This is a genomic window from Pseudomonas sp. P7759 (assembly GCF_013386445.1).
Taxonomy (GTDB): domain Bacteria; phylum Pseudomonadota; class Gammaproteobacteria; order Pseudomonadales; family Pseudomonadaceae; genus Aquipseudomonas; species Aquipseudomonas azotoformans_A.
In genome coordinates this window covers 1-398 of the sequence record NZ_JACART010000146.1, presented here as the reverse complement: position 1 = coordinate 398, position 398 = coordinate 1, and the positions used below count along the sequence as shown (strand labels likewise).

At 51.0% G+C, this 398-nt stretch carries 1 pseudogene; it reads right to left on the bottom strand.

Annotated elements, in window-relative coordinates:
- Positions 1 to 109: pseudogene (locus HX823_RS31730) on the bottom strand (LysR family transcriptional regulator); the annotation flags it as partial.
- Between the last annotated feature and the right edge of the window lie 289 nt (positions 110 to 398).

Sequence of the window (398 nt, the reverse complement as noted above, 5' to 3'; positions counted from 1 at the left end):
GGCCGAGGAACAATTTCTCGGCGGCGCGGGTCACACTGCGCTCATGCATCAAGGTTTCGAATACGATCAAGAGGTTAAGGTCGACACGACGCAGGTCGTTACGGTTCATCTTGTGTCCTGGAAGAGTCAGCAAACTTGACGAGAGCGGCCATATGTAAACAATGACCGGCATGAATCTTACGGGGAAAGGCTGGTACTCTGCACAGGATAATTGAGTTTTCCTACGATAGCTGAGGTCTATTCCTCACATGCGGAATCAATGACAGGCATGTCGACTATTAATGGCGACCGGTGGTCTTACCCGGAAAGCCCAGATAGAGTTCATGGCATTAGAGGTTACTTTGACGAGGTTTGCGATGTCCCGCACGATCCGTTTTCACAAGTTTGGTCCGGCCGAG